The sequence below is a fragment of the Nocardia sp. NPDC006630 genome (assembly GCF_040611495.1).
In the GTDB taxonomy this organism is placed as follows: domain Bacteria; phylum Actinomycetota; class Actinomycetes; order Mycobacteriales; family Mycobacteriaceae; genus Nocardia.
The window spans coordinates 248,575-269,432 of the sequence record NZ_JBEXOK010000007.1 but is presented as its reverse complement, the minus strand read 5'-3'; the positions used below and the strand labels follow the sequence as shown (position 1 = coordinate 269,432).

23 protein-coding genes are annotated in these 20,858 nt (G+C 66.8%); 9 read left to right on the top strand and 14 right to left on the bottom strand.

Features of this window, described 5'->3' with window-relative positions:
* Positions 1–28 precede the first annotated feature (28 nt).
* Together ABZX86_RS22545 and ABZX86_RS22540 are read right to left on the bottom strand one after the other, a co-directional pair.
* Positions 29–1,189 carry a low temperature requirement protein A gene (locus ABZX86_RS22545; protein WP_355126370.1) on the bottom strand — a complete coding sequence of 387 codons (1,161 nt, stop codon included), beginning with the start codon at positions 1,187–1,189 and terminating at the stop codon, positions 29–31.
* A gap of 4 nt (positions 1,190–1,193) precedes the next feature.
* The gene (locus ABZX86_RS22540; protein ID WP_355126368.1) at positions 1,194–1,673 is read right to left on the bottom strand and encodes a universal stress protein; all 480 of its coding nucleotides are present in this window, start codon (positions 1,671–1,673) and stop codon (positions 1,194–1,196) included.
* Positions 1,674–1,853: 180 nt separating this feature from the next.
* Between ABZX86_RS22540 and ABZX86_RS22535 the strand changes: the two genes are divergently transcribed.
* The 4 genes from ABZX86_RS22535 to ABZX86_RS22520 all read left to right on the top strand — a co-directional run bounded on the left by ABZX86_RS22535 (position 1,854) and on the right by ABZX86_RS22520 (position 4,417).
* Positions 1,854–2,810 (top strand): alpha/beta hydrolase, encoded by a 957-nt coding sequence (locus ABZX86_RS22535; protein WP_355126366.1) that lies wholly within the window; start codon positions 1,854–1,856, stop codon positions 2,808–2,810.
* A gap of 171 nt (positions 2,811–2,981) precedes the next feature.
* On the top strand, positions 2,982–3,764 hold the full coding sequence (locus ABZX86_RS22530) for a helix-turn-helix domain-containing protein (protein ID WP_355126364.1): 783 nt from the start codon (positions 2,982–2,984) through the stop codon (positions 3,762–3,764).
* A 110-nt stretch (positions 3,765–3,874) separates the two neighbouring features.
* On the top strand, positions 3,875–4,033 hold the full coding sequence (locus tag ABZX86_RS22525; RefSeq protein WP_355126362.1) for a hypothetical protein: 159 nt from the start codon (positions 3,875–3,877) through the stop codon (positions 4,031–4,033).
* Positions 4,034–4,060: 27 nt separating this feature from the next.
* Positions 4,061–4,417, top strand: coding sequence for a VOC family protein (locus tag ABZX86_RS22520; protein ID WP_355126360.1), 357 nt, complete (start codon positions 4,061–4,063; stop codon positions 4,415–4,417).
* A gap of 31 nt (positions 4,418–4,448) precedes the next feature.
* Here ABZX86_RS22520 and ABZX86_RS22515 read toward each other — a convergent pair whose 3' ends face one another.
* The 6 genes from ABZX86_RS22515 to ABZX86_RS22490 form a co-directional block, all read right to left on the bottom strand.
* Positions 4,449–5,795 (bottom strand): FAD-binding oxidoreductase, encoded by a 1,347-nt coding sequence (locus ABZX86_RS22515; RefSeq protein WP_355126358.1) that lies wholly within the window; start codon positions 5,793–5,795, stop codon positions 4,449–4,451.
* Positions 5,792–6,796: a hypothetical protein gene (locus ABZX86_RS22510; protein WP_355126356.1), complete on the bottom strand. Its 1,005-nt coding sequence runs from the start codon at positions 6,794–6,796 to the stop codon at positions 5,792–5,794. Before ABZX86_RS22510 ends, ABZX86_RS22515 begins: the two co-directional genes overlap by 4 nt.
* A complete protein-coding gene (locus ABZX86_RS22505) occupies positions 6,793–7,158 on the bottom strand; it encodes a RidA family protein (protein WP_355126354.1) in 366 nt (121 codons plus the stop codon). The genes ABZX86_RS22510 and ABZX86_RS22505 overlap by 4 nt, the downstream gene beginning before the upstream one ends.
* On the bottom strand, positions 7,155–8,252 hold the full coding sequence (locus ABZX86_RS22500; RefSeq protein ID WP_355126352.1) for an alpha-hydroxy acid oxidase: 1,098 nt from the start codon (positions 8,250–8,252) through the stop codon (positions 7,155–7,157). Before ABZX86_RS22500 ends, ABZX86_RS22505 begins: the two co-directional genes overlap by 4 nt.
* On the bottom strand, positions 8,249–9,685 hold the full coding sequence (locus ABZX86_RS22495) for an amino acid permease (protein ID WP_355126350.1): 1,437 nt from the start codon (positions 9,683–9,685) through the stop codon (positions 8,249–8,251). Before ABZX86_RS22495 ends, ABZX86_RS22500 begins: the two co-directional genes overlap by 4 nt.
* A gap of 189 nt (positions 9,686–9,874) precedes the next feature.
* Positions 9,875–11,044 (bottom strand): hypothetical protein, encoded by a 1,170-nt coding sequence (locus ABZX86_RS22490; RefSeq protein ID WP_355126348.1) that lies wholly within the window; start codon positions 11,042–11,044, stop codon positions 9,875–9,877.
* A gap of 169 nt (positions 11,045–11,213) precedes the next feature.
* On the opposite strand from ABZX86_RS22490, the gene ABZX86_RS22485 reads away from it, so the two are divergent.
* Positions 11,214–11,810, top strand: coding sequence for a TetR/AcrR family transcriptional regulator (locus ABZX86_RS22485; RefSeq protein ID WP_355126346.1), 597 nt, complete (start codon positions 11,214–11,216; stop codon positions 11,808–11,810).
* Positions 11,811–11,819: 9 nt separating this feature from the next.
* Here the strand turns inward: ABZX86_RS22485 and ABZX86_RS22480 are convergent, their stop codons facing one another.
* Positions 11,820–13,094 carry an NAD(P)/FAD-dependent oxidoreductase gene (locus ABZX86_RS22480; protein WP_355126344.1) on the bottom strand — a complete coding sequence of 425 codons (1,275 nt, stop codon included), beginning with the start codon at positions 13,092–13,094 and terminating at the stop codon, positions 11,820–11,822.
* A 92-nt stretch (positions 13,095–13,186) separates the two neighbouring features.
* On the opposite strand from ABZX86_RS22480, the gene ABZX86_RS22475 reads away from it, so the two are divergent.
* Positions 13,187–13,936 (top strand): GNAT family N-acetyltransferase, encoded by a 750-nt coding sequence (locus tag ABZX86_RS22475; RefSeq protein WP_355126342.1) that lies wholly within the window; start codon positions 13,187–13,189, stop codon positions 13,934–13,936.
* A gap of 33 nt (positions 13,937–13,969) precedes the next feature.
* Here ABZX86_RS22475 and ABZX86_RS22470 read toward each other — a convergent pair whose 3' ends face one another.
* Positions 13,970–14,755 carry a CHRD domain-containing protein gene (locus tag ABZX86_RS22470; protein WP_355126340.1) on the bottom strand — a complete coding sequence of 262 codons (786 nt, stop codon included), beginning with the start codon at positions 14,753–14,755 and terminating at the stop codon, positions 13,970–13,972.
* A 316-nt stretch (positions 14,756–15,071) separates the two neighbouring features.
* On the opposite strand from ABZX86_RS22470, the gene ABZX86_RS22465 reads away from it, so the two are divergent.
* Entirely contained in the window at positions 15,072–15,347 is a 276-nt protein-coding gene (locus ABZX86_RS22465) for a hypothetical protein (RefSeq protein WP_355126339.1), read from the top strand.
* Between the two features lie 13 nt (positions 15,348–15,360).
* On the opposite strand, the gene ABZX86_RS22460 is transcribed toward ABZX86_RS22465, so the two are convergent.
* On the bottom strand, positions 15,361–16,518 hold the full coding sequence (locus tag ABZX86_RS22460; protein WP_355126337.1) for a serine hydrolase domain-containing protein: 1,158 nt from the start codon (positions 16,516–16,518) through the stop codon (positions 15,361–15,363).
* Between the two features lie 99 nt (positions 16,519–16,617).
* On the opposite strand from ABZX86_RS22460, the gene ABZX86_RS22455 reads away from it, so the two are divergent.
* Entirely contained in the window at positions 16,618–17,556 is a 939-nt protein-coding gene (locus ABZX86_RS22455) for a LysR family transcriptional regulator (protein WP_355126335.1), read from the top strand.
* On the opposite strand, the gene ABZX86_RS22450 is transcribed toward ABZX86_RS22455, so the two are convergent.
* From ABZX86_RS22450 to ABZX86_RS22440, 3 genes are read right to left on the bottom strand one after another with little or no spacing between them, the layout of a single operon-like run.
* Positions 17,511–18,140, bottom strand: a complete 630-nt coding sequence (locus ABZX86_RS22450; RefSeq protein WP_355126333.1) for a non-oxidative hydroxyarylic acid decarboxylases subunit B — start codon at positions 18,138–18,140, stop codon at positions 17,511–17,513. The two genes, ABZX86_RS22455 and ABZX86_RS22450, sit on opposite strands and share 46 nt — an antisense overlap.
* A complete protein-coding gene (locus ABZX86_RS22445; protein ID WP_355126331.1) occupies positions 18,140–18,613 on the bottom strand; it encodes a hypothetical protein in 474 nt (157 codons plus the stop codon). Before ABZX86_RS22445 ends, ABZX86_RS22450 begins: the two co-directional genes overlap by 1 nt.
* 37 nt (positions 18,614–18,650) lie before the next feature.
* Positions 18,651–20,090: a UbiD family decarboxylase gene (locus tag ABZX86_RS22440; RefSeq protein WP_355126329.1), complete on the bottom strand. Its 1,440-nt coding sequence runs from the start codon at positions 20,088–20,090 to the stop codon at positions 18,651–18,653.
* A gap of 163 nt (positions 20,091–20,253) precedes the next feature.
* On the opposite strand from ABZX86_RS22440, the gene ABZX86_RS22435 reads away from it, so the two are divergent.
* Positions 20,254–20,781: a phenolic acid decarboxylase gene (locus tag ABZX86_RS22435; protein ID WP_355126327.1), complete on the top strand. Its 528-nt coding sequence runs from the start codon at positions 20,254–20,256 to the stop codon at positions 20,779–20,781.
* Positions 20,782–20,858: the final 77 nt, after the last annotated feature.

The following is a 20,858-nucleotide window of genomic DNA, read 5'->3' as shown; positions in this document are numbered from 1 at the left end:
CCGACGCTACCCGGCTGCGGCGCTGTAGCTAGGCCGCCGCTCGGCGCAGCAGGAGCAGTGGCCTGCCCGTGGTGACCGTCCAGTGCTCGTAACCGTTGAGCGCGAGCAGAATCGCGGTCACCAGCGCCAGCATCACAATCTCCGGCAGCAGCGGCGTCGCGACGGCCAGCGCGGCGAGCACCGTGGCCCCCGTGGCCCGGCCCACCGTGGCCGCGCCGAACATTCGCCAGCGGGTGAAACAGAAGGCCGCCACATAGAGTGCGGCGCCGAGCGGCAGCAGGTATCCGGTGACCCCGTGCGGAATCGCGGTCGGGTCCTCGACCATGGTGCGCGCACCCACCGAGACCAGCACCAGTCCGATCACCAGGATGACGTGCCCGTAGCTCAGCACATCTCGCACCACGGTGCCACGCACCTGATTGGTGCGCAGCGAATGCTCCACGGCCGAGAACCCGTACGCGAAGTACAACCACCACAGCCCGCAACCGAGGACGAAGGTCAGCACCACACTGCCCCAGGACACCACCCCGAGATTTGCCTGCGCCGCCTCGGAACCGACCGAGGCCACCATCTCACCGAGCGCGATGATGACGAAAGTGCCGAACCGTTCGGGCAGATGTGTGGCCCCGAACTGCACGGCCCCGAGCCGGCGCGCCAGCAGCGCCGGACCGGCGAAGGCCAGCAGCACCGCAATGATCCAGAGCCCGTTGCGAATTCCGCCCGGGGGCGCCGCCGCCGCCCCCACCAGCAGCAGGGCGCTGATCACGGTCACGGTGTACGGGTTGAACACATTGCCGAGCGTCCCGGCCCGCGCGAACGAGCCCTTGCGCCGCATCGCATCCCACAGCAGCAGCCGCAGCACCAGATGCGCCACGGCGAGAATCAGGGGCGGGCCGTATCCGGTGAACGCGTGCGGTGCGGTGATCGCGATGACGAACACACATAAACCGCACGCGAACAAGAAGATCCGCTGCCTGTCCGAATCCTCTATCCCGTGCACGGTCAGGGTGGTCCCGACCCACGACCACCACATGATCGCGAGCAAGAGCACCGTCTGGCCCACCGCTGTCCAACTTTGTTCCACCACCGGCACATGCGCCGCCTGAGTCACCGCGAACACCAACACCAGATCGAAGAACAACTCCGCCCAGCTGGCCCGCTCGTGCGCCTCGTGTCGAGCTTCCGTCACGCCGCTACGGTACGACAGTCACCGGCCAGCGCCCGGATCTCACCAGCCGCATGGCCACCGAGCCCACCAGCCGGTGTCCCGCCTGCTGCGAGGCGCCGACGACCACCGCATCGGCGCCGAGTTCGTCTGCGGCCTTGGCCAGTTCGGCATAGGCGTCGCCGTGCCTGGTGAGGAACTTCCAGCGGATGGTGTAGATATCCTTGACCCGCTCGACGGCTTCGCGAATCTCCGCGACCAGCTCATCGGCTATTTCGGAGGTCACCGACCGGACGTCGGTCCCCAATCCGGCGGCCATGGCCATCCACGGCTGGACGTAGACGACGGCGAGCAGCGCGTGCTGTCGCCGCGCCAGCCCGGCCGCGTAAGCCGCTGCCCGCCACGAGGATTCGGAGCCGTCGACCCCGACCGCGATCACCAGCGGACCGTCGGTGCCCAGTTCGAAGCCGGAATCGCCCTGTGCCCCGGGAGTCGTCGCCTCGCTCACGTCCCCAGCCTAATTCACCGCCGACGCGGCTACGCGAACATCTCGGCGCCGGGGCGGCGAAGCCCCACCCAGGGTGGTGATCTGCTCCCCCTCGGGGGAGCGACCCCAGCTCTCGGGGTCCTGATACCGGTGGCGAATGCGGCGGACAGTTAGGTCATCACCAGCGAACCGGAGCCTCCAATGTCGATATCCCGCATGATCGCCGCCTCGGCCGAACGTCGTGCCACGGTCGCGACCGAGGACCGGGTGGCGCTCACGGTGCGCGAATACGGCCCGCGCACCGCGGACCTCACCGTCGTTCTGCTGCACGGACATTGTCAGCGCTCCGAGTCCTGGACCGACGTCCGCGACGCGCTGCTGCGGCAGTATCCCGGCGCCCGGGTCGTCTGCTACGACCACCGCGGCCACGGCGACTCCGCCACGGCGCCCCGGCAGACCTACCACCTCACACAACTGGGCTACGACCTGCGCGAGGTGCTCGAGGCCGTCGCTCCCACCGGACCGGTGATCCTCGTCGGCCACTCGATGGGCGGTATGACCGCGCTGACCTATCTCAGCCAGAATCCGCACGAGATCGGCACCCGCATAGTCGGCGTGGCACTCATCGCGACGGCCGCGAGCGGGCTCGCCGATGCCGGTTTCGGCCGCCTCCTGCGCAATCCGGTCGTTTCGGCATTCCAGACCGCCGTCCGCTATGCCCCGCGGCTGATGCAGCGCGCAAAGCTGGTGGCCTGCAAGGTCTTCGCCCCGGTCATCCGCACCGCCGAATTCGGGAATCGCAAGGTCAGCCCGCGGGTGCTGAGCCTCGCCAAGGCAATGCACAATGAGACGCCGATCGTGACGATGGCGAGTTTCCTGAGCTCTTTCCCGCATTACGACCGCACCGGCACGCTGCCGGCCCTGTCGAAGATCCCGACCCTGGTACTGTGCGGCACCGCCGACCTGATGACGCCGCCCTCGCATTCCGTCGCGATGGCCGCCGCGGTCGAGTATTCGGACCTGGTCATGATCGAGGGCGCCGGTCACTCGGTGATTCTCGAACAGCCGGTGCAGGTGGCCGAGGCGATCGCCCGCCTGATGACCCGCGCGAGCGGCACCGCTCGAATCGAGCGGACGCACCTCACCCTCGTCGCGTAATTCCGACTATCGCGTACTGAAGCCGGTCGGGTGGAGTGCAAACTGTTTGCTACCGCTATCCGCACTCGGGGGCGAGGCGTGTGCACCACCCGGACGGCCGATATGGTACGGATACAAGGGTGGTCGAAATCTTCTTCACCAGCTAGTTCGCCGTTCCAGGAGTGATGCGCCGTGACTGTCCAGCAGACCGCGGATCACGAATATCCGCCGCAGCCACCCACTCTCGGTCAGTTGCTGCGCAGACTCCGGGATGCCCGGCAGATTTCCCGGGAGCGACTGGCCTTCGCGGCCGGCGTGAGCGTCAGCTACCTCACGCACCTGGAACAGGGGCAACGGGAGCGGCCGACGCACTCGGTGGTGAAAGCGCTGGTACAGCAACTGGATACGGTCGCCGCACTCTCGGACACCGAGCGCAGGCATCTGCACGATCTGGCGGGTCTGGCCGAAACCGCGGTGCCCACCGTGGCGCAATTGCAGGCCGAGATCACCCCGGCGATGCACCACGTCCTGGCCCTGCACTCCCCCGCTCCGGCCGCGTACTTCGATATCCGCCTCAACCTGCTGGCTCTCAACAACGCCTACGCCGCCGCGCTCCCGGGGCTGACCGAAACGGGCAACTGGATCCACTGGATGTTCGGCAACGAACTCTCGAAGCGGGTCATGGTCGATTGGGAACAGGAGGCCGCACTCGCGGTATCCCGCCTGCGCGGCACCCTGGGCGGATCCGGCAGCCCGGCCTGGTTCGCCGAACTGATCACCGAGTACGGCGTCTACCCGCAGTTCCGCCGCCTGTGGGCACACAGCACCGCCGCCTTCGGCCGCGCCCAGACCCCGGTCCACCTGCGCGACCCCCGGACCGGCGGCTGCACCCGCTACTACAGCCACTCCTTCGGGGCCCACTCGATCCGCTACCCCGGCTGGATCGGCTTCGTCTCCTGCCTCCGCGTGCCCTGAGCGGGCACCGGCGGTGTGAGCAGCGTAACGGCTCCTCGCAACCTGGCGTCAACACTGTAGGTCTACAGTAGGCCTCACGGCTGCTCATACGAGCCGGCAAGGAGGACCGCATGACCCAGAAGGCAATGCACGATCCCAACGGCAGTACCGATCGGCCGCTCAGGTGGCCCGATCCCAGTCCGCTGAGCAGTTGGTGGGACACCGTCATGGAGTTGCCACACTGCGATACCGTGCCGAAACCACGGGCTACGGGCGCACACGAGCTCTGACAATCGGGCGCGCGGCATAATGTCGACATGGCTGAGATGAGCATTCGCCGAGTGGTGCCCGACATTACGACCGCGGATCTGGCCGAGAGCCGAAAGTTCTACGGCCTCATCGGGTTCGAGGAGGTCATGGATCTCGGCTGGGTGGTCACCATGGCCTCGCCGTCGAATCCGACCGCACAGGTCACGCTGGTCCAGCCGGGGGCGGACTACACGCAGCCGGACTTCAGCGTCGAGGTTGCCGATGTGGACGCGGTGCACGAAACCCTCGCTGCCGCAGGCGCCGACATCGTTTATGCCCTGCGGGACGAACCCTGGGGCGTCCGCAGGTTCTTCGTTCGCGACCCGAGCGGGCGCATTGTCAATGTGGTGAGCCACCGGGACTGAGCCGATCGGTCACTCGTGGCGGATACGGCGGTCAGGCGTCGAGGATCTTGCCGGGGTTCAGTATTCCGTGGGGGTCCAGGGCCTGTTTGATGGTCGTCATGATGTCCACGGCGGGGCCGTGTTCGGCGCGCAGGTACTTCTTCTTCGTCAGGCCTATGCCGTGCTCACCGGAGGCGGTGCCGCCCACCGCGAGGGCGTGGCGCACCACCTCATCGGAGAAACGCAGAGCGGTCGGCAGGGTCGTGTCGGTGTAGGGCACCACCACATGGACATTGCCGTCGCCGATATGGCCGGCGACGCTGATATCCAGGCCGAGTTCCGCGCCGAGCGCGGTGGCCGTACCGACCGCATCGGCGATGCGAGAGTACGGGACGGCGGTGTCGGTCACGAGGAAGCGATGCCCCGGACTGCGGGCCTTGAGGGCGAAGAACAGTTGGTGTCGGTCCTCCCACAGGGTGTGGCGCTCGGTATGGGTGCGGGCCACTTCGATGCCGTCCGCGTGATACGCGCGGCAGACCCGCTGGATCTCCCGCTCGTCCGCATCCGCCGCCGCGGACGAAGCCGCCTCCAGATCGATGAACAGAGCCGGTGTTTCGGCATATCCGCTGCCACGAAAAGCGTTGACGGCGGCCATACTCGCGGCATCGACGAACTCGAGCCGGCTGACCGGCACCGCGAGCCCGAGCAGTTCGACCGCCGCGGCCACCGCCTCCTGAACCGTCGGAAACGAAATCCGCAGTGAGCGCAGCCATTCCGGAATCGGATGCAATCGCACGGTGAGCTCGGTGATGACCGCCAGCGTGCCCGCCGACCCGATCACCAGATCCTTCAGGTCGTAGCCGCTGGAACTCTTGCGCACCGCCCGGCCCAGCCGTGCGACCCGGCCGTCGGCGAAGACCGCCTGCAGCGCGGGAACATTGGCGCGCATACCGCCGTACCGCACACCGGTGGTGCCACTGGCATTGGTCGCGGCCATCCCGCCCAGCGAGGCGTCCGCACCGGGATCCACGGTGAATTGCAGGCCGAATTCGGCCGCCGCCGCATTGAGCCGGGTGCGGGTGACACCCGGCTGCACGGTGGCGGTGAAGTCGGCGGGCGCCAGGTCCAGAATCGAATTCGCCTGCGACAGATCGAGTATCAACTCATCGCCGCGGGCCAGCAGATGACCCTCCAGGCTGGTGCCCGCACCCCGGGTGATCAGCGGGGTGCGGGTATCGCGTGCCCAGCCCACGACCGCCAGTACGTCGTCGAGACCGGCCGCGTAGGCGATGCCACGCGGGCGTCGGCCGAGGCGGCCGGTCTCGTCGGCGGTGAACTGATCGAGCACCGACGGGCGGGTGTCGATGTCGAAGGGCGTGCCGTCGAATGCAGTTGTCACCCGCGTTCCAGAATGGTGGTGACCAGCATGGTGTGATCCTCCATCCGCCGCGTCACCGACCAGCCCAGGTCGGCGAAGGCGCGTTCGTATTCGAGCTGCGTCCACAGCCGCACGCCGGTGATGGTGTGGTAGATCTCGTAAGTCGGTGAGAACCAGGGCTGTTGGGTCCAGTGCTCGGCCTCGAGCAGATAGCCGTCGCCGATGACGAGGCGGCGCACATTGGGGAACCACTCCATCCAGCCGCGCAGCACCGCCGCGATTCCGTCACCGTCGCTGGCGAGCTGATGCAGCAGGAAGAACGACATGGCCGTGGTGACGCTCTCCCGGTCGATCTTGCCGAGCCAGGCGGGCAGCTGCGGTTCCGGCTGCACCGAACCCGGCAGCAGTGTGATCCGTTCGGAGAGTCCGAGTTTCGCGACATCTACTGTGGCGGCGTCGATCACCTCGTCCTCGATATCGACGCCGAGGAACTGTTCCCGCGGCGCCAGCCCGGCCAGTGCCTGAACCCGTCCGGCGTCGGCGCACCCGAGATCGATGGTGCAGCCCGGGGTGTCGGCGGCGATGGAGGCGCCGATGGTCGCGAATATCTCCGGCCGCCGCCGTGCGATATCGGTGCAGGCGCGCGCCACCTCACCGGGTTCGGTTGCGGCGGGGATGTATTCATCGTGTGCTGCGCCGGAGAGCCGCCGGAAGGTCGGTTCCCAGCCGCGGACCGCGCACCGGACGAAGCCGCGGTTCTTGCCGACATCGTGGCCGGTGTGGGTGAGGTGGTAGCGGTGGCCGCGCCGGGCCAGGAAGCCGGCCCGGACCAGGCCGTGGGCGACGGTCTGCTGGATACCGGTGCTGGGCGCGATGGTGTCGCCGCCCAGCAGCGTTGTCCACCAACCCCAGTCGTCGGCCGCGACAATGAGCTGACCGGCGGTCTGGCCCTCGATGACGTCGCGGATGGTGAAGTCGCCGATGCCGGCGTGGGGATGCACGAGCGGTGTCACTGCGGTCATGATGATCTTCCTCGAGCTGGGGCGATGGCGATCGCCTGGATTTCGATGAGCAGCCCCTCGATGGGCAGGGTGGTGACGGTCGTGGTCCGCGCCGGTGCGGCTGACGTGAAAAATTTGCTGAAGGCGGCATTCCAGGCCGGAAACCATTGGCGGTCGGCCAGATAGCATTCGAGTTTCAGAACGTCGTCGCGTGAACTGCCCGATTCGGCCAGTACCGCATCGAGCTGGTCGAATACCGCGGCGGCCTGCTCGTCGAAGGTGGTTGCGGACACGGTCATGGTGGCGGGGTCGATCGCGGCCAGGCCGGAGGTGAATACCAGCCCGCCGCCGCTGCGGAACGAGGGGAACGGTGCGGCGCTCACGCGGCGGCCCCCGTGATGCGGGTGCCGTCGATATCGCCGATCGTCGCGGCGCCGGAGAGGATCATCAGTGTCCGCAGCTCCTCGGTGAGCAGCTCCAGCACGCGGTCCACCCCGGCCTCACCGGCCGCCGCCAGTCCGTAGATGGCCGAGCGCCCGATGATCACCGCATCCGCGCCCAGGGCCAGCGCCAGATACACATCGCTGCCGGTGCGGATTCCGCTGTCCAGCAGAATCGGCAGCTCGGCCCCGACCGCCGCTCGAATGCCCGGCAGCATATCCAGACTCGCGGGCGCCGGATCCAGCTGGCGGCCACCGTGATTGGAGACCACCAGCGCCGAAGCACCGGCGGCGAGCGCCCGTTCGGCCGCCGCCGGAGTGAGAATGCCCTTGGCGATCCACGGCAGTCCGAAATCGGCCGCCGCAGCCGTCAGCTGGTCCCAGTTCCACACGGACCCACCCTGTTTGAGCAACTGACCGAAGACTTCGGCGACCCCGGGCGCGCCGTTCTCCCCGGTGAGATTGCCCGCGAACAGGCGCTGGTCCGGATCGAAGCGATTACCCATATTGCGGGTGCGGAAGCCGCCTACCGGGCAGTCCACGGTGACACAGAGTGCATCGAAACCGGCCCGCCGCACCCGTTCCGCCACCGCGGCCGCATGCGCGAACGGGTGCAACTGGGCAATGCGCGCGGCGCGCGGGGCCATTGTGTGCACCTCCTCGTAGGAGTAGCTGCCGGCCTCGGGCACGATCGACAGCGCGCCGCGATGCTGAGCCGCCCGGGCGACGGCGAGGTGGCCGTCGGGATGGAACAGTGCGTCACCGCCGAAAGGCGCGGTGATCACCGGAGTTTCGAGGGACATTCCGAGGAGTTCGGTGCGGGTCGACGGCGTCGCGACACCGCTCATCGGTTCGGGCAGAATCCGCCAGCGGCCGAACGCCGCCAGATTGGCGCGCAGCGTGATCTCTTTGCCCGCACCGCCTTCGACGAAGTCGAAGACATCGGAGTCCAGAGCCGCTGCCGCCGCGCGGTGGATTTCGTCGTGGGTGCCGAAGGTGACCTGGGTCGGATAGAAGCTGTCCAGCTGTGCGGTCACGCGGCACCTCCCGCGGCCACCACGGAGTGCCGCCGGCCGTAGGTGAGGTAGAGCACCCCGCCGACGGCGCTCCAGATCACGAAGCGCAGCCAAGTCAGGGTCTCGAAGGTGGTTGCCAGCCAGATGCATCCGGCGATCGCGACAATCGGCACCACCGGCATGAGCGGAGTCCGGAACGGCCGGGGCCGATCGGGATCGGTGCGGCGCAGGATCATCACGCCCAGGGCCACGATGAGGAAGGCGAACAGCGCGCCGATATTCACCAGTTCGGCGACGGTGTCGATCGGCGTCAGCCCCGCGACCACGGCGATCACCGTGCCCAGCAGCAGACTCAGCCGCACGGGCGCCCCACGGGAGCTGGTGCGGCACAGTGCCTTCGGCACCAGCCCGTCGCGGCTCATGGCGAACAGCAGCCGGGTCTGCCCGTAGAACACCATCAGCAGGCCCTTGGTCAGGGCGATCACCGAGGCCACCAGGATCACCTTGCCGATCCAGCCGGCGCCGATCGCGGCCAGCGCGGTGGCCACCGGCGCGGAGTTGTTCAGGCTGGAATACGGTGCGACACCGGTCAATACGGCGCTCACGGCGATGTACAACAGGGTCGCGATGACCACCGAGCCGATAATGCCCCACGGCATATCCCGCCGCGGATTACGGGTCTCCTCGGCCGAGGTGGCGACCACATCGAAGCCGAGATAGGCGAAGAACGCCATGGCCGCCCCGCCCGCGATGCCATTGACGCCGAACGGCATGAACGGCGCCCAGTTGCCGGCGTGCACATGCGGTGCGCCGACCGCGATGACCACAATGAGGACGGCAACGGTCAGCGCCACCAGCGTCTTCACCACGGCGGCGGCGATTTTCACCTCGAACACCAGCACGGCGACAATGAGTCCGACGATGACAACCGCCGGGAGATTGACCACTCCGCCATCACTGGGCCCCGCCGAAATTGCCTTCGGAAGGTTGACGCTGAAAAGCGATTTCAAGGCCGCGCCGAATAATCCGGACCAGCCGATGGCAATTGCCGCCGTGGCCACCGCATATTCGAGCAGCAGATTCCATCCGACAAGAAAGGCCGGGACCTCACCCATGGTCGAATAGGTGTAGGTATAGGCGCTGCCGGATACCGGCGTCATTGCCGCCAGCTCGCTGTAACACAGCGCCACCAGCACGCAGATCGCCCCTGCCAGCAGAAATGACAGGACGATCGAGGGGCCGGCCTTGGTTGCCGCGGCAACGCCGGTAGTGACGAATATGCCGGCGCCGACAATGGTTCCGACCCCCATGGCGATCAGATCGGTGCGCCCGAGAGTGCGTTTGAGGGCCCCATCGGTAGTTGCCGCCGAAGCGATCGAGGCGTCGGTACTGCGTACGCGGAATGCGGTCGGCCGCCGCGTGGCGGAGGGCCCGACCCGGGTGGGTGCTGCCATGACTGGAATCCATTCGCTGGGAATGTATTTGTTTCTTGTGCATTCAGTGAACCAACCGAAGTTTGTGTACTGATGAACGCAAGTAACGAACCAGTTTCGTGATTCTCGCGAAATATGTTGTGGCACAACCTATTTCAGACACGCAGATACCGCACGCCGATAATTGCGTGCGGAATGCGGCGACCGGGTCTATGCGATTGTCGAAGGCTGCAGAACGAGGTGGGAGCCCGCGGCGCGCGCCGTTGCGCGCCGGCGGACGAGCGAGGTGACCGCGGCGATCGCGATCAGAACAGCGGCCGCGGCCAGTACCGCATCGCGCATCGATGCCACGGTGGCGACAATGCCGAGCCCGATGGTGCCGACCGCCGCGCACAGATAGGCGACCGCCGCGAACCGTGAGGAGATCCGGGCATGCTGATCGGGTGCTGTTGCCGCACTGACGATCCGGAGTCCGGTGCGATACGCGATGCCCTGACCGCACCCCGCGATCACACCGCCGCAGAGCAGCAGCGGCAGGCTCGGCACCCATGACACCGCGGCCGCGACCGCCACCCCGGCGATAATGATCAGCTGCGCCGTAACCGGCTCGGCGGGAAGAGCATTCGGCGCCAGGACGCGCTGCGCGACCCAGGCGCTGACCAGATACAGGGTCACCGGCAGCGCCAGCAGGGTGAGGTTCTTCGTACCCAGCAGCTCCGCACCGTAACTCGGCAGCAGTGCGACCACCAGACCGGCGGACACCCACGCGGCGATTCCGGTGAGATACCCCGCCAGCGGCGCTTCGCTCTCGACATAGGGGGCCTGCGCCCTGCGCGGTGGCGCGGCCGGTCGCGTCGCGCGATCGGAAAGCACCAGCAGCGCAACAGCTCCGAGCAGCACCGCGTGCACCAGATAGACGGTGACGCCTGGTGCGGGCAGATATTGCGCCAGTCCCGCCGCCGCGAAGGTACCCAGCGCGGAACCGAAGACGGTCGCGCTCGCCATCGCGGTGCGACCGCGCTCGCCCCGGCGCTCCAGGATCAATCCGGCCAGCGATCCGGTCACCAGTCCCACCGAGAGTCCGGCGCAGATGCGCGCGATACAGGCCGGCCAGGCCGAATGCGCCACTGCCATAGCAAGATCCGCGGCGATCCCGAAAGCGCTGCCGACACCGATCCGCCACCACCACCCACCGCGCGAGGGCGGTGTCCCGAGAATCGACAGCGTCGGGGTGAGCGCGAACAGGTAGGCCGCGAAGATCACGGTGATGAGCAGCGGCGCCAGCGACCAGGCGTGCCGGTAGTACGGCATCATGCCCGTCGCCATATTGGGCTGCGCCATGATCAGCACCAGGAGCGCGCCCGGAACCGCTGCCCTCATCAACCCTCCCAAGTGAGGAGATCTTCTCGATTAGAGAATAGACAATTGAGAAGAACTTCTCTACTCGAGGGCGGATGATGGTCTACGACAACATGCGGCGCGGCTCGCCGATTACCCCGATTTCGACCCACTTGCCCCGGCGCCGCAGGTGTTTGTGCAGGATGGAAGCGTGCCCGTGAACACCCGCAGCGATGCCCAGCGCAGCCGAGTGCTGCTGGTCGACGCGGTCCGCACTCTGCTGCAGGCCGGTCGGATCGGCTTTTCGATACCCGAACTCGCCGCCGAGGCGGGCGTCGGCGTGGCCACGGCGTACCGGCACTTCCCGACGCCGCAGGATGCGATGCAGGCCTTCCACCGCCGGGCCATCGAACAGTTGCTGGAGGCTTTCGCCGAGGTCGATGCCGGCGCCGCGGATCTCGATCCGGTCGAACGCTTCCACCGGTTCTGCCGCACCTGGGTCGAGCAGGCCATGCAGTGGGGTCCGGCGGTGCGCTACATCCGCAGCAGCAATGGCTTCATCGAACGCCTCGGCGACGGCGACGAGGCGATCACCGCCATGCACGACCGGCTCGCCGATGTCCTGAAAGCACTGGCGCGCGAAGGGAAGACGACCGAATTCGACGTCACCTACGCGGTACTGCTGTGGATCACGATCTTCGACGAACGCGTGGTCTACGACCTCGCGGAGCACCGGCGCTGGCAGCCCGCCGAGATCACCGACCACCTCACCCGTGCTGTCGCGGGGGCGCTCGGCGTCAAGGTGTGAGCTCCGAAATCACCGCGGCGGGCGGACCGTCGACAGGGTGGGCTTCTTATCGTCTTCCCACGCAATGCGTTTCGGATCGCCGTGGCATTCGACCAGCGCGGCGTGATCGCGATCCATGTAATCCCAGGCCCACGACATGAAGGCATCGACCTTGCTGTGCGCGCCACTGAGCAGTGCGGCATGCACGCCCAGCCAGGCGGCGCACGCCACCGGGCCCTGAATGTGATGGCGATGCGCGCCCACTTCGGCGATCGCGGCCCCACGGCCGATCATGGCCATAATGCCTTTGTCCTTGTAGTGGAACGGCTTCCGATCCTTGTCCGTGATCTCCCGGATGATGTTCTCGGCTGCCCACACGCCGGACTGCTGTGCCACCGAACCGAGCTGCGGAAGCGTCTTGCCCTCTCCATCACGAATATTCGCGACATCACCGATCGCGTAAACGCCCCAGTACCCGTCGACCGTCAGGTCTGCCGTCACATCGATGCGCCCGCCGTGCCCCGGCGCGACACCGCATTCGTGCGCGACCGGCGAGGCCGATTCCCCGCCGGCCCAGACCGCGGTCTGCGTCGCCAGCACCGTCCCGTCGCTGAGATGCACGCTCGCGGCCTCGATCTTGCTCACGCCCACACCGAGTTTCACCTTCACACCGTGTTCGGTGAGTTTGTCGAAGGCGTATTTGTGTGACCGCTCGCTGAACGGCGCGAGCAGCGCATCACCGTGATTGACGAGATAGACCTGGGCCGCGGCGGCCCCGTGCTCCATGGTCCGCAGCGCCGCGAACAGTTCCGCGAAGGCGCCGGCGGTCTCCACGCCCGTCGGCCCGCCGCCGGTAACGACCACATCCAGTGGCCCCGAACGTGTTTCGAGCATGGACCGCACATGCAGCCGGAGCCGCTCGGCGTCGACGATCGAATACAGTGGGAACGAATGCTCCGCCGCACCCGGCGTTCCGAAGAAATTCGCACACGCGCCCGCGGCCAGCACCAGATAGTGACCCGTGACGGTCTCGCCCTCCCCGGTCGTCAACGACCGGGAGGCGAAATCGATATCCACGATCTCGGACTGGATCAATCGCACATTCGGCTGTTTGGCGAAGATGGCCGCCAGGGGCCGCGCGACATCCTCGGCGGGGAGCTGCGAGGTCGCCACCTGATACAGCAGCGGCTGAAACTGGTGGTAGTCATTACGGTCGATCAGCACGACGTCGACACCGGCCGAGGCGAGCTTGTGAGCGCACGCAACTCCCGCGAGACCGGCCCCGGCTATCACTACAGACGTCATGCCCCCACCATGCCACCTCCACTGGCGTTGTGGACGGCCATTTACCATGGTCTGCGCCATACCCGCACCGGCCCGGAACGAGAGGCGTGACGATGGAGACGCGCGAACAGTCGGTCGAAGCAATCCTCGATCGCGACGGGAACCCGCTCGCCCATTTCGAACGCGACGAACGCGAGGGGCGGCCGTGGGCGGATGAATTATCCTGTGCCGCAGCTATTTCGCCCAGCACGGCGGCTGCTGCGATCGTGCGGTCCCTGGCGGGCTGGGGAGCCACCGCCGCGGGCGATTTCGGGAGCGCTCTCATCGACGCCGGCGCCACGCGATTGCGGACCTTCCACACCTGCACCCTGGCGCTGTCCCCGCCGATTCCGGAACCGACACTGCCATCGGGTCTGCAGCTCCTGCCCGCCGGGCAATTTCCACCCGCCGCACTCTATGAAGCGCTGGTGGCCGCCTATCCCCCGGGCCATCCCGATCACGACGACGAGGCGCCGGCATCCCTCGACGGGCTGTACGACGGGACGCTCATGGGTCCCCTGCACCCGTGCAGCGCGGTCGCCTGGGACGGGCGGCGCGTGGTCGCGGCCGTACTGGTCCAGGATGCCGAGGGCAGGCCGCCATTGGCGGGCCCGTGGATATCGGAGGCATTCCGGTACCCCGGACCCGACTACGCCGGGCTCGGCGCGCTGCTCCTGCAATGCGTCACAGCCCGGGCGAGCGACGCGGGTCTGACGGCCCTGGGACTGTCGGTCACCGACACCAATCCGGCGCAGGCGGTCTACGAGCGGCTCGGTTTCACCCGCACCGCTCGCTGGACCGACCTCGAATTTCCCTGCGCCTGAATCCTCCAGCGCTACCCCGTGACGTTCGCGCAGCTACCCGGTGACGTTCGCGCAGAGGATGGGCGCGAACAGCAGCGTCGGGGTACTCCCGTCGAGGATCTGGCTCATCGGACCCATGTGCACGTTCACGTACCAGCCGGTCGCCGGCGGCGGGGTCGCGACATTGTCGACAGTCGCCGTCAGCGAACCGTCGCCTGCGCCATCGGCCTGCAGATCGGGCAGCGGGTAGAGGACAGCGCCCTGGGCCGCGCAGCTTCCGGTGTGGATGTGCACCGCATGGGCACTGCCGGCGGGCAGCCCGGTGGCGTGGAGAACCACCTGCAGACTGTGCTGGGTGCCGTCATAGGTGAGCTTGACCGTACCCGCGGGCGTCTCGCCATTCTTCTGTGGCGCAGCGACTTTCAGCGTCACCGGCCCCGCCTTGGGGGTATCCGCGGGAATGTCCGCGCAGCCGATCGGCGTGAAACTCACATCGGTGGAGGCTCCGAGCTGGGCGCTGGGCGCCAGATGAATGTTCAGATACGACCCGCCGGGGATTCCGCCGGGAACCGGCCCGCTCACCACGCTCTGCCGGATCGCCCCGGTGGCGTCTGCGGTGATATCCGGGAACGGCACCGCGGGCGGCTGCGTCTGATCGGCGCAGGTACCGGGATGGATATGCATGGCATGGCTGCTGCTGGGCGTGAAGCCCTGCATGTCGATGGCCGCGGTGACGAGCGTTGTGGCCGGATCCCAGCTCAGGACAGCCGTGCCGGTGGGCGTGGTCTCGAGCGGCAGTGCGCCCTGCGTAGACGGGGAACCAGTCGATGCGGACGTCACCGGGGGGCTGATCGACGGTGACGTGGACGAGGTCGAAGAGGTCGAACAGGCGGCCGCCGCGAGCACACCTACCGCCGCACTGCACAGAATCGCGCCACGAAGCATAGGAATCATCCCTTGAATTGGGTGAAATCGGTGGCTGAGATTCTGACGCTAGGCTCGGTGCGAGTGGCCTGTCAAGGCTCGTCGAAAGGCGTTGGCGGAGTATGCGTTCACATGGAACTCACAGCTCCGCAGGTGCTTTCCCACGCCCCGCCTCGGTTAGAGTTCGCGCACGGCGACCCCTCGGTCGGCGTGCGCGAACAGGAGAACCACTATGCCAGCGTCCCGTACCGGGAGATTGCTCGCCGAAGGTATTGCAGTAGCGAGCCTCTGCTTCGCGGGCGGGGGTCTCATCGCCGCAGGCGATTCGGCAGCGGAACCCGTCACGCTGGTGGCCGGCACGGACGCCGGATCGTCGCTGTCACCGACCGGTTTCGCGGCGGGGTCCGCGGAGGGCGGCAAGCACTTCTGCGATGCCGGCGGCATCGCGGTCAGCCTCAGCGGCAACTCCAGCGTGACGTGCAAGGGGATCACCAGCGGCAGCGCCTAGCGACCACCCGTCTTCAGGAGGCCGCGCAGATCGCCGTATCGAATACGTGCTGCTGCGCGGCCGCCGTGGCCGGGTCGGAGGCACGCAGGTTGGCCAGCACGGTCACCGCGCGGCCGTCCGCGGTGACCCCGTCGTAGGTCCGGAAGCCGGGGATGGAACCGCCGTGGCCCCATACCTGCGCACCGCACGGCACCGCCAGCCGCGCGAGGCCGAGACCGTAATCGATGCCGTCGCGATTGGTGAGCGGCTTCGGATCACGCTGCATCTCGGCCAATTGCGCCGGCTGCAGCAGCTTGCCGCTCAGGAGTGCGGTGAAGAAGCGGTTCACCTCGCTGCCGGTGGAGACCATCGCTCCCGCCGAGCCCGCCCACGAGGTCTCCAATCGGGTGAGGTCGGCGCGCTGACCGTCGACGATCTCGTAACCCCGCGGATGCGGATCGCGCAGCTCGATCTCACCCGGAGCAGGTATGTAGGTGGCTTTCAGCCCGAGGGGTTCGATGATCCGCCGGGTGATCTCGTCCGCGAAGGGTTTGCCGGTGAGCCGCTCGACCAGCATGCCGACGATCAGATAGTTGGTATTGCTGTATTCGGCCTTCTCGCCCGGCGGGAAGTGCGCGGGCATGGTGCTCAGTGCGCTGTGCACCAGTGCGGCGGAATCGAAGTGCTGCTTCAGCATTGCCTCGTAATCCCCGTCCAGCTCCGGCAATTCCAGATATTCGGGCAGTCCGCTGGTGTGCTGCATGAGATTTCGCACGGTGATCCGGTTGCCGTCGATACCGTCGCCCTGCACCACACCGGGCAGATACCGCTCGATCGGGGCATCCAGATCCACGGTGCCCGCGGCTACCAGCTGCATCATCACCGTTGCGGCAAAAGCCTTGGTATTACTGCCGATTCGAACCCGGGCGGCGGCCGGAAAGCTCGCGCCGGTCGCGATATCGCCCAGCCCCGAGGTGGCGCTCCACTCGTTACCGTGCTCGGTGACGACCACCTGCACACCCGGCGTGCCCGCGGCGACCGCCGCATCCAGTGCACGCTGCACCTCGGCTCGTCCGGTATCGGACAGCGGCCCGCGCGGCGCCGAATCCGTGCGCGTCGTACATGCGGTCAGCGCACACACCAGCGCCAATCCGCCCGCCATGATCCGCCCGGCGCTCAGCATCGAAGTCATACCGGCAGGTTCACACGAGCACGCCGGTCCGCACATCGCTCGCAGGTCCCACGCGCACCCCGAGAATCCCCCGAGTCCGTCGTTCGCTAGACATGGACCATGGACCTGCGCCAGCTGCACTACTTCATCGCCGTCGTCGAGACCGGCACCTTCACCGGTGCGGCAGCGCGCGTGCATGTGGCCCAGTCCGGGGTCAGCGCTCAGATCAAGGCCCTGGAACACGAACTGGGACAACAGCTTTTCGAGCGACGTCCGCGAACAGTGGTACTGACCGCCGCGGGCGATGCGCTGCTGCCGCACGCACGCGCCGCGCTGGCGGCCCTCGACGCCGGTCGTGGCGCGATCGACGCGCTGACCGGACTATTGCGCGGGCATGTGGCGGTGGGCAGCATCAGTTCGATCTCCCCGCGCAGTATCGACCTTCCTGAAACCCTCGCGTCCTTCCATCGCGCACATCCCGGCGTCGATATCTCCCTGATCGAGGACAGTGCGGCGGGACTGGTCCGGCGCCTGCGCGAGGGTGTCCTCGATGTCGCGTTCACCAGCCTCATCGACGAAACCGTGACCGGATTGCACACCCGGGAATTGCACCGGGAGCGTGTGGTGGCGGTGCTGCTGCCCTCCGATCCCCTGGCCCTCGAGACGGCGCTTCCCCTGTCGGTGCTCAGTGACCGCCCGCTGATCGCCCTCCCCGAGGGTTCGGGGCTGCGCTGGCAGCTGGATCGGGCGCTGGCCAAGGCCGGTGTTCGCGCGCGCATCGCGTTCGAGGCGGGCAGTCCCGATATTCTCGTCATGATGGTGGAGAAGGGTCTCGGGATGGCCCTGGTACCGGAATCGGCTCTCACACACAATGATCGAGTGGTGAGTGTGCCGGTGCCCGAACTCCCGGCGGGACGGCTCGGCATCATCTGGCTCGAGGGTGTCGCCGCCCGGCCCGCCGCCCGCGCGTTCATCGAGCACACCGCCGCACTGGCGTCGAAGCGCCCGGCGGCTCAGCGCCCGGGCAGTGCGGCCAAGCCGTCCGCGGCGCGTTCCTGACGGGCCGCATCCAGTCCGCGCCACCGCCTGGCCTGCGGCGCATCGAGATCGAACTGGTCGAGAATCCGGGTCACCACATGATCGACGAGGTCGTCGATGGTTTCGGGGTGGTTGTAGAACGCCGGCATCGGCGGCACGATGCGCGCACCCATCCGGCTCAACGCGAGCATATTCTCCAGATGGATCTCATTGAGCGGCGTCTCGCGCGGCACCAGGATCAGGCGACGGCGTTCCTTGAGCACCACGTCCGCGGCCCGGCAAATGAGATTGTCCGCCTGCCCGTGCCGAATCGCGGAGAGGGTGCGCATACTGCACGGCACGATGATCATCCCGGCGGTCCGGAACGATCCCGACGAAATCGCCGCGCCCTGTTCACCCAGCTTGTAGGAGACATCGCCCAGCGCCGCGACTTCACGGACGGTATAGGGCGTCTCCATCTCGATATTGGATTTCGCCCAGGTGCTCATCACGAGATGTGTTTCTATTTCCGGCATTTCGCGCAAGGTCTGCAATAGGCGCACGGCGTACGGTGCACCGCTGGCCCCGGTGATGGCGACGATGATGCGCTGTACTGATTCGGCCACTACTCCCCCTTCCGGGCGGCCCGGCCTGCTTCCAGCCGGGCGAATACTCTGGCGCTGCGCGCCCAGTTCTCTTCTTCGACAAGTTCGGCGGAAGTACGAAATGTCAATGGCTGCATAGTGATACCGATGTCATCACGCTTGTGCTCGGCCAGCGCGAACTCACAGCCCAGGACATCGCCGAGGACCACCGAGGTCACCAGCTTCAGCTTGAGGTGGTGACAGACCGTACCGTCCACCGCGAGCAATGCCGCGGTACCCGAGCGCAGCAGATTCGCCCGGGTACGGCTGCTCGCCACCGCGGCCAGCAGCGTATCGCCGCCGACCGCGGGCTCGAGTTCCGATCGCGACAGCAGGGCGCTGTGCGGGAACCCGTCCGCATCGACCGAGAGAAAAGGAAATGCCTGCTCACAGGCCCCGACAGTGGGGAAACACCGCAGTAGTGCGGAGACTTCGTCCGGAATCGTCATGACCATTCGGCCTTTCGTCGGTCGGTACGGGCGGCGATAGGTCCTACAGCGGCAGTGTCGCCTTCCACTTCTCGCGGATCTCGGCCCGATACGGTTCCTCGAAACGGTTCGCGCGCGGGTAGGAATCCTTCCACGCGAACGGTTTACACGCGTCGATGAGTACGATCCCCATCGACATATCCCCCGCCACACGCTTGGCCGGCGAGAGCCGCGGATCGATCGCGGTGGTCGGCGCCCGCAGGATATGCATCGACTCCGACGGATCGACGCGGGTGAAGATCGCCCACAGCACATGATTGATATCGGTGATGTCGATATCCTCGTCGACCACGACGAAATAGCGTTCCATGCCACCGGTCCGCTTACGACCGGCGGCCGCCAGCAGCGCATGCATCGCATCGCCCGCGCCGGTCTGCTCGACCGAGATGACCATCATCAGCTGCCGCGCGTATGCCCATACGCCTCGAATGTTCTGCACGCCCGCGGCTTCCAGGTGATCCCAGGTGACCGACGCCGAGTACAGCGGCACCGCCTGATCACCGGCGGGAACCGTGGGAATCATCGGCGGCGCACCGAGAATGATCGGATCGTCCCGATGCATGATCCGGTTCACCCGCACCACGGTCTCCTGTCCGGCATGGGTGAAATAGCCCGTCCACTCACCGAAGGGGCCCTCGAGCACCGATTCCTCCGCGACCGGCGGCATCTCACCCTGGATGACGATCTCCGCATGCGCGGGAATCGGCAGCTCCGAGCCCGGCGCGTAGAGCACCTCCACCGCCTGACCGCGCAGGCCGCCGGCCACGTCGTACTCCGAAACCCCTTCGGGCGCAGCGATTGCGGCCACCGTGGACAGGATCGGATCCGAGCCCACAACAACCGCGATCGGGCAGGCCTCGCCGCGATCCCAGTACTTCTTCGCGATCGCGCGCGCATGCCGGTTGCCCAGCATCCACAGCGACAGGCGGTCCTTGCCCTGCACACAGCCCCGGTAGGTACCGACATTCACCCACCCGGTATCCGGATCACGGGTGATGACCATGCAGGCGGTCCCGATATAGCGGCCACCGTCCCCGTCGTGCCAGCGCGGCGTCGGGAATACGGTCAGGTCGACATCGTGGCCCTCCATGACGTTTTCGAGCACCGACCCGGTCGACACCACCACCGGCGGGATCGGCTCGATCTTCTTGCTCAGTTCCTTCCACGCCCGGATGATCTCCATTTTCGGTGTGTCCGAAGGCAATCCGAGCGCGACCGCACATCGCTGGGCGGTGCCCATGAAGTTGGCGAACACCCGATAGCCCGGCGGGTAGCCCGGAATATTGTCGAACAGCAGCGCCGGACCCTCCGCTTCGGCGAGAAGCTCTGTGAGGGCGCCGATTTCGAGGTCCCAGTGCGCGCCGTCGATCACCCGCACCTCATCCTTGCCCAGTGTGTCGGTGAGATTGTCGATGTAGTGCCGTAGATCGCGAAACAAAGTCATGACCCCACTCTGCGAGCATCGCTGCCATCCGTCCAATAGCTAGTTCTGCTACCTGCCATCACAAATTAATATGGGTGAGACTTCCCCGCAGATACCGGTCCGAGTCATTAGTCTGGTAAACGCCCAGGTCCCGAACGTGCAGGTTGACCGAGAGGATCCATCGATGAGTGCCGGCCCCACCATCTCGAATTCCGCGCTCACCGGCGATCTGACCGGGATTCTCGGCAAACACGTCATCTACGTCTATGCGAACGGCTGGAAGTACGAGCTCTACGTGCGCAATGCGGAGACCATCGAATCCCGGTGCCTGATGGGCCCGATGTTCGGCCGGTGGTCCAAGAATCAGGCCGCGAAGATCATCCAGCTCAGCGACGACCTGTACAAACTGGCCTGGGTGGAACCGACGGGCACAACCACCGTTGTCATCGTGTATCTGACCGGCCGCCAGGTGCACACCACCATCTCCTACCCCCAGTGGATGCTCGACTACCCCGAGATCACCCTCACCCGCTACGAGGACAATCTGGACGAGATCATCGCCGCCCGCGACCTCGGACCGACCTACCCCCTGACCCTCGTCTCCTCGGCCGGGCGCATCACCTACCTGGAAACCCGTGAGCCGGAAGATGATTCCGTCATCGCCGGCCCGCCCGGCAAACTTCCGCTGGGCTACGCCGACCAAACCAATTGATCGACGTCACCCGCCGATCGCCATGTGCCCGGAAATGATCCGGGCTGTACGGCTCGGCCCGAATTGATTAGGGTCGG